This is a genomic window from Methanospirillum sp. (assembly GCF_035406105.1).
In the GTDB taxonomy this organism is placed as follows: Archaea; Halobacteriota; Methanomicrobia; order Methanomicrobiales; family Methanospirillaceae; genus Methanospirillum.
Genome location: NZ_DAONKG010000117.1, coordinates 1 through 7615 on the forward strand (window position 1 = coordinate 1; position 7615 = coordinate 7615).

Consider the following 7615-nt stretch of genomic DNA (forward strand, 5'->3'; position numbering starts at 1 on the left):
TTTGTATGCTAATGAACATCAGATCTCAACTCCGGAGGAAATGATCCGGGTTGCAGGAAGAATGTCAGCACTCGGCACCGGTATCACGGGCGGGGAGCCTTTCATATATCCTGAAAGACTGATTGAATATTCTAAAGCATTAAAAAAGGAATTTGGACCTGAACATCATATTCATCTCTATACCGGAATTGCCCCTAATGAAAAGATTATAAACTCAATCATTGGTTTAATTGATGAGATCCGGTTTCATCCTCCTGCTGAAATGTGGGCAGACCTTCAAAATACCCCATTTCATAGCAGCATACAGTATGCAAAACAGCAGGGACTTGATGTTGGGATAGAAGTTCCTTCACTTCCCAATATTGATGACCTGAGGAATTATCTCCCGTTCATTGATTTTCTGAATATCAACGAATTGGAATGGGGTGATTTTAACGCGAATGAAATGCGCAAAAGAGGGTACCTGCTAAGAGGTGATATCTCAAATGCAGTTTTGGGAGGATGGGAGAGTGCAAAGGGAATTGCAGAACTTCCAAAAGTGCACTGGTGTTCATCTGATTTTAAAGACCGTGTACAGCTGAGAATGCGACTTCGCAGGATCGCTGCCAATACTGCACGTGAATTTGATGAAATCACCGGGGACGGGACCATCATTTACGGAGTCTGGGAGTGTGATGGTCAGCATGTATCAATACCTGGCAATCCTGATGAGAATCTGATTGAACGGTTTGATGATCGAATAGAGTCTGGCTGGTGGATATTGGAGGAGATTGCTGATCAGATAGACGGTCCGGCATATTATGTAGAACGCTATCCCGATGATGGAATTATTATTGAGGTGACACCGGTATGATTCGCAGATTGATAGAGCATATTTATGAGTATTTCATCTCAAAACAATGCTTGCATATCCCCAGGCATATTGCGATTATACAGGATGGAAATCGCAGATATGCAAAAAAACGCGGAATAGCCACATCATCCGGTCATCGCGCAGGAGCCGATCGGACTGAGGAGGTCCTTGAATGGGCACAGGAACTCGGAATACGGCATATTACCCTGTATACTTTTTCAACCGAAAATTTTAACCGGTCAGATGAGGAGATACAGAATCTCTTCACCCTGTTTAAAGAGAAATTAAGCCGTATCAGTATTGATGAGCGCGTCCATAAATATGGTATCCGGATACAAATGATTGGAGATCGTGATTTACTCCCCGATGATCTCCGTGGGGCCGTTGAACAGGCTGAAGCTGCCACAGCTCATTATGATAATTTTTATCTTAATATGGCCCTGGCATATGGCGGACGAAATGAAATGCTTCGGACGACTGCAAAAATTCTTGATGATCTTAGGAAGAATAAGATTTACCGGGATGACATTACGCCTGAACTCTTTGAAGAGAATCTGTACGGGAATAATGTATCGATTCCACCCGTTGATCTTATCATCAGAACCGGAAATGAATGCCGGACCTCCAACTTTCTGCCATGGCTGGCAAACGGTCATGAATCGGCTGTATATTTCTGTGCCCCGTATTGGCCAATGTTTCGTAAAATCGATATGCTTCGTGCCATACGGGTATACTCTGAACGATTGGAGATGAAAAAGAAAGCGACCTCTTCTTCAGGTACCAAATCTTCTGTTTCGTGACTGAAAATCCCGGAACGCGCGAATCAGATCAATTTTCCTGATTTTCTCCCAGTTCAGGTCAAGGAAAAACAATTCAGAATAAACCGATTGCCAGATAAGAAAATCAACAAGATGCGCCCCTCCGGTTTTTATGACACAGTCCGGTATATGTGAAAAAGTTAGATATTGCTCAAGAACTTCTGTTGTAACCTCTTCTGGTGCAATATTATTATCTACCATGGCACGAATGGCATCTGAAATCTCTTCTCTTCCAGATTTTCCGATAGCAATGGTCACAGGAAGCCCGTTTCCGATTGTTTCTGAATTATCTCCATAATGCAGATGAACGGTAACAATATCGGATAAATCATATATTTGTGGAAGATATGATGGTTTTTGGAAGGGTTTGTGGGTACTGATGTGAATAATTATCTCCAAAATTCCAGTATTTTTTACATTCTTCTTTTGAATTTTATCAGAAATTTCAAGACACCATGTTATGATGCGCCTGATCTGGTTTGGATCATTCTCCATCTCATCATCAGATATCATAAAGCAGATAACCTGAGGAATACTATCAAGAGTGCGAAGAAGGTGCCATTCATATAATGTGTAAATCATTCTCTCCTCATGTCAGGTATCGGCCGGGTGATTCTTTGCAAAAGCCTCTGAAAGCTTGATGATTCTAATAATTATGAAATATACCTTAAGATATTTTCAATCCATTTAAGATAACTGGCCTTATAACTTCTTTATGATAACTATAAAAGGATTTGATATGGGAATGGTTGAATATATACAATGACCCGGATTATATCATTGGGTTAATATGATAGAAAAAACCATTTTTTAAACACTGATGTACAAATATCTGACTGGCATAGATGTAATAGATCAAAAGGGTGGCGTAAATCCAGGAACTAATATCCTGGTTCTGGCACCACCATTCAGTGATGGTGAGCTCGTTACATCGTATCTGGCTATGCCCAGAAAGAAAGAGTACATGATCGTTCTTGCAACAGAAACGCAGTCTGAGGATCTGATTGATTTTTTCTCCAGCAATGGATTTGATACCAATTATATCGGAATCATAGATGCAATTACTCGCACATCATTTACTTCGATTGAGGATACGCAAAAGATAAAATATGTCGGAAGTCCAAGTGATCTGACCGGGATGGATATCAAATTCTCCCAATTGACAGAAGAGATAATGAAAGGAGACTTCACCGATGATCCGGATCCACTCTTTCCCACACCCATCAGATATTGTATCCTCTCTTTGACTTCAATGCTCATGTTTCGGAAAATTGACATAATATATCAGTTCCTCCATGTTGTATCATCCAAGCTTCGGAAGATGGGTTCAATTGGAGTATTTCTGTTAAACAGTGAGTCATTTGATCATAAGACCGTTGCAATTGTCAAGCAATTGATGAATGTTGTTATTGAAATTCAGAATACTGATGAAGGGAAGAAAATTCGTCTTCAGGGGAGTATGGGACTTGCAATGAACTGGCGATCTTTTTCCTTTGAAGACGGAAAACTTATCATATCCCCTTGAAATCATGCTTATTTTTGTTGGTCTGGGTCTGTATGATCTGGATGATATCTCAATTAAAGGGTTACAGGCGATCGAAAAAGCGGATTCTCTTTTTCTTGAATCGTATACATCTACTCTTACCGGTACAACGCCGGAACTGATGCGCGAGAGATATAAAAAACCCCTGACTATTGTAAAACGCCATGACGTTGAATTAAATCCTGAACCTATCCTTGCAGCTGCTGAACGAGGAACTGCGGTATTTCTCACCGGTGGAGATCCAATGGTCTCGACAACTCATGCTGATCTGCGTATCAGGGCTAGAGACCGGGGCATACCAACAAAAATCATTCATGGATCTTCCATTGTCAGTGCAGTCTGTGGTCTTACCGGTTTACAGAACTATCGGTTTGGAAAATCCTGCTCCATACCATATCCTGTTCATAACTGGTTTCCCAGAACACCGCTTGATACCATCCTCTCAAACAAATATCAAAACCTTCACACGCTTGTGTACCTTGATATACAGGAAAACCGATTTATGTCGGTACATGAAGGAATAGAACTCCTTGAACAACTCATGGATGGCTCTTCAGGTACGATTCCATTATATGTCGGAGTCGCCCGGGCAGGATCTGATACACCCGTCGTTGCGGCAGGAACCGGTAATGAGCTGAAGTCGATCGATTTTGGCCCGCCACTTCATATTCTCATAGTACCGGCATCCTTACATGAGATAGAACAAGAGTACCTCAGGTATTTTGCCGGATATGTTCCTCAATAAATACGCTTCACTCCTAAAAACCAGTATAAACGAAATTGTACTTCTTAACAGACAAGGATCACCCTATCATATCCTGGGATCAGAAATCCTTCAGATGATCCGATCATACCTGCAGGATTCTGAATTTTTTTTCAATAATGGTGATATGGTCAATCAGTATGCCTCTCTTGTATATGCGCATGGATGGATGAATGCAGGAGCGTATCTTGGACTCTATGACCTATCAGGAGATTCTATCTCTTACACAGATATTCTGTTGGAGGAACAGTATGATCGTGATCATATGTATGAGAAGACAAACCGATATTACACCATGCTGGGAACAGCATTACAATCAGTCTCCGGTTTTCCAGGTCATGGTTCTCCTCTTGCAAAGGCATCTGATACATGCATAATGCAAGCAAAAAATGAGTTAATTCAAGGTAAAAAACTATTACAGGATAATTTTTACATTCCTGCCCTGGCTCATTTTTGTTTTGGATATGGGTGGCTGGATACCGCAGTCAGGGCAGGTCTCCTACAGGTACATGCACATTATGATCTCTTTACAACCGAGTTTATCTGATCGTTAATGCCGGCGTGCAACTAATTCGTCCCATACGGACTGTAGTGAAACATCTGCTTTTTTTAAAGCCAGCATGAAATGAAATAACACATCGGCAGCTTCTTCAGAAATTCTCTGTTTCTCTCCGTTTTTTATCGCAATAATAAATTCCGTGCATTCCTCACCCATTTTCTCGAGGGCTTTGTCTATTCCTTTTCTGTGAGTGAGAATTTTAGACGTATAGGATTCTTCGGAAGGGTGAGCTGCCCTCTCTTCAATTACGGACCATATTTCGTCAAGAATTTCTGCTTTTTTCAAAAGGCACCTTCCTGAGGGAAAACTTCTCCGATTTCATATCCATGAAACCGTCTGATGAGGAGGCGGGCTTTTTCAATCGTACATCCACCTTTTCCAATCGCAATTCCCACGTCATTTTTATCAGATACGTAGATATTCATCTTTTTTGACTGATCATCACAGGCATACCTGATCACCTGTGCCGGTTTGAAAATATTTGCAAGAAATTCACGAAGGTCTTCAGCAAACTCGACCATCTCTACTTTTCTGCCAGTCACTCCCTGGAGACGCCGGATATTATCGCCTTTCTTTCCAATGGCATATCCCATATCTCCTGCCTTAATGACATAAATTATCCGATCAAATTTCTCATCAATGATACAATCAAGGGCTGTTGATTTTGTGAGTATTCTGAGCTCTTCGATATATCTTCGTTCTTTAAATCCAAGATTTCTTTCCATAGGTGATTCAGACTCCGTATTCGCATTATTGAAATATCCGATGGTAATCCAGCAGAGAGGTGATTAATGTGGTACACATAGCCTGTGCATATTTCCAGGTACGAAATTATAGGGGCCATCTCTTTGATAGAAAACCGTGGAAATATTGCCAATTAAATTTATTAAAGGTTATGGTAAGAATGAAGGGTTTTTACCGTATATGGGAGTCGAAATAAAGAGAAAATGGAACAAACGCATAAAAACATGATGGAAAACGGTCAACAGGTTGCAAGTGCTTTTTGAGCAGTCCCCATGATTGAAGGGCATTTGATTGTGCTGCTCATTGGAAGCCGTGCTACTGGTGCATATGAAGATCGTCTGCACATCAGTGATTTTAAGGAATCAAGTGATACGGTATATCTGTTCCCGTCAATCATTTCGATATTTAATGCTTTGCCGGAGTATGAAAGGTACGCAAGACCTGCAGTGGTACTGATATACTGTTTCCAGTTTATTCGTAATTGAAATGTCCGTGCTGATATTTTTCCCCTGATTGCCCGTTTCAGATCATCAATCAGGATTCCGAATCGTTTTCCGTCAATGACAATCTCTATGATCTCAGTTGGAAGTCCATCTTCATCAATTGTGACCGTTTTTGCCTTTTGCATATATCCTACTTTTTCGAGCATTATCATCACCCAGTTGATAATAATGGGTCTGCAGTACCCTATTTAAATCTTTAAAAAGCAGGGTGAAAGTGAAAATTAATTTATTGAGAGTTACAAATACAATTGATAAAATTCTTAATATTACAAAATAAGGGCAATAATTAATCTAAATTTTATACCTTCACTTTCGGAACTGGTATCATTTCTCCGTTGATGGACACCCTCACTGATGTATTTTGGGAAGGTAGGATCGTGCAATGTTCTCCAGTTCTTCTATCTCGAGGGGAGTGGGTATTATAAAATCCTTATTGGTTATGATAGCCTGAGCGAGAGAGATATATCGTGCGGCGAGATCTGATTCAGGTGCATATTCAATGACCGTCTGGTTATGTAATTCTGCATGCTGAACCAGTCCGTCGCGGGGAATGTATGCAATAATCTTTGAACCGACCCGTGAAGCAAATGCTGAAACAAGTTGTTCCTCATCTGGCAGGTTCCGGCTGTTGCAAATAACTCCCCCAAGCCGGCATACCTGTTTGACATTCTGGGATATCCGTGCGATTGCTTTACAGATATTATTGGCCGCATACAGAGACATAAGTTCTCCGGATGTGACAAGATAAATCTCCTGGGCATATCCTTTCCGCATCGGCATAGCAAATCCTCCGCAGACAACGTCACCCAGAACATCATAGACGATAACATCCTCATCAAATGCAGATAACCTTTCCAGAAGTTGAAATGTGGCAATAATCCCTCTTCCAGCACATCCAACTCCAGGTTCTGGGCCACCTGCTTCCACACATCTGACTCCCTTGTATCCAGTAAAGACGACATCGTTAAGGGAAAGATTTTGCTCCCCGCGCTCACGGATAAGATCCAAAACAGTAGGGATAAGAACCCCTTTCATAAGCATCCGGGTACTGTCACGCTTTGGGTCACATCCGATCTGCATGACTGAAAGCCCCTGATTAACAAGTGCTGCAGAAAGATTTGCGGATGTTGTTGATTTCCCGATACCCCCTTTCCCATAGAGAGCAATCTGCTTCATCCTTAGTCAGTGATGATGCTAATTATATGAGGTATACGGTTTATCAGTTCCCACGATTTGAAAGTGTAATTCTACCATTTATGATCTGCCATGAGAGTATCAGCCGGACAAGGTCGGTTCCGGTAATGTGTTCCTGGTCTCTAAAAATATTGATGGGGGATACACCGGTCTGGTACTCAATCTGTCGTTCTATCTTGTGAATGGTGTCTGGCATCAATTCCCCGTCGACTACCAGGGCACGCATCTTTCGGCTATCAGGTGAATGCGAGATACAGGACAGAGAAAAGTCGTGTGAAGATTTCTTAAATAAATCACATAAATCTATATTGAGCTCAATATCTTCAAAACAATATTCCTGTGCAGGCATTGAAAGAATAACGCGGTACACATTTCTTTTTACTCCTTCTTCCCGACCGTATGATGAATATTGTATCTGAATGACTGCATCTGCCATCTTTCTTTGGGGCAGGACATAGTGAATATAATCAGGCTCACGTCGTACAATCTCATTCAGGACTTCCTCTTTGTCATAATTTCTTTTATTAATATCACGCTTTACCTTCCAGTCAAATTTTACATCCCTGTCCGGATCCACGAATATGGTATAATCATATAATGCGCGGAGTTTTTCTGTAGCAAATGGATGAAGCCCTTCG

10 protein-coding genes and 1 pseudogene are annotated in these 7615 nt (G+C 41.2%); 5 read left to right on the plus strand and 6 right to left on the minus strand.

The window, feature by feature from the left end; genetic code table 11:
- Nucleotides 1-853 (plus strand): radical SAM protein (locus PLA23_RS08115; protein ID WP_324474816.1); only part of this gene is annotated, 853 nt, incomplete at its 5' end.
- The gene (gene uppS, locus PLA23_RS08120; protein WP_324474817.1) at nucleotides 850-1653 is read left to right on the plus strand and encodes a polyprenyl diphosphate synthase; all 804 of its coding nucleotides are present in this window, start codon (nucleotides 850-852) and stop codon (nucleotides 1651-1653) included. The genes PLA23_RS08115 and uppS, both read left to right, overlap by 4 nt.
- Here the strand turns inward: uppS and PLA23_RS08125 are convergent.
- Entirely contained in the window at nucleotides 1627-2253 is a 627-nt protein-coding gene (locus tag PLA23_RS08125; protein WP_324329056.1) for an undecaprenyl diphosphate synthase family protein, read from the minus strand. The genes uppS and PLA23_RS08125 overlap by 27 nt on opposite strands.
- Before the next feature lie 238 nt (nucleotides 2254-2491).
- Between PLA23_RS08125 and PLA23_RS08130 the strand changes: the two genes are divergently transcribed.
- The 3 genes from PLA23_RS08130 to PLA23_RS08140 are packed head-to-tail and all read left to right on the plus strand — an operon-like array spanning nucleotide 2492 to nucleotide 4524.
- Nucleotides 2492-3196 carry an RAD55 family ATPase gene (locus PLA23_RS08130; protein WP_324329057.1) on the plus strand — a complete coding sequence of 235 codons (705 nt, stop codon included), beginning with the start codon at nucleotides 2492-2494 and terminating at the stop codon, nucleotides 3194-3196.
- A gap of 4 nt (nucleotides 3197-3200) precedes the next feature.
- Nucleotides 3201-3959, plus strand: a complete 759-nt coding sequence (dph5, locus tag PLA23_RS08135; RefSeq protein ID WP_324474818.1) for a diphthine synthase — start codon at nucleotides 3201-3203, stop codon at nucleotides 3957-3959.
- A complete protein-coding gene (locus PLA23_RS08140; protein WP_324331790.1) occupies nucleotides 3946-4524 on the plus strand; it encodes a DUF357 domain-containing protein in 579 nt (192 codons plus the stop codon). The genes dph5 and PLA23_RS08140 overlap by 14 nt, the downstream gene beginning before the upstream one ends.
- Nucleotides 4525-4527: 3 nt before the next feature.
- On the opposite strand, the gene hisE is transcribed toward PLA23_RS08140, so the two are convergent.
- The 5 genes and pseudogenes from hisE to PLA23_RS08165 form a co-directional block, all read right to left on the minus strand.
- Complete coding sequence (gene hisE / locus PLA23_RS08145) at nucleotides 4528-4821, minus strand: phosphoribosyl-ATP diphosphatase (RefSeq protein ID WP_324331789.1); 294 nt, start codon at nucleotides 4819-4821, stop codon at nucleotides 4528-4530.
- Entirely contained in the window at nucleotides 4818-5261 is a 444-nt protein-coding gene (locus tag PLA23_RS08150; protein WP_324331788.1) for a NusA-like transcription termination signal-binding factor, read from the minus strand. The genes hisE and PLA23_RS08150 overlap by 4 nt, the downstream gene beginning before the upstream one ends.
- Nucleotides 5262-5518: 257 nt before the next feature.
- Nucleotides 5519-5929, minus strand: a complete 411-nt coding sequence (locus PLA23_RS08155; protein WP_324331787.1) for a hypothetical protein — start codon at nucleotides 5927-5929, stop codon at nucleotides 5519-5521.
- Nucleotides 5930-6131: 202 nt separating this feature from the next.
- Entirely contained in the window at nucleotides 6132-6959 is an 828-nt protein-coding gene (cfbC, locus tag PLA23_RS08160; RefSeq protein ID WP_324331786.1) for a Ni-sirohydrochlorin a,c-diamide reductive cyclase ATP-dependent reductase subunit, read from the minus strand.
- Nucleotides 6960-7002: 43 nt separating this feature from the next.
- Nucleotides 7003-7615: pseudogene (locus PLA23_RS08165) on the minus strand (phosphoribulokinase); the annotation flags it as partial.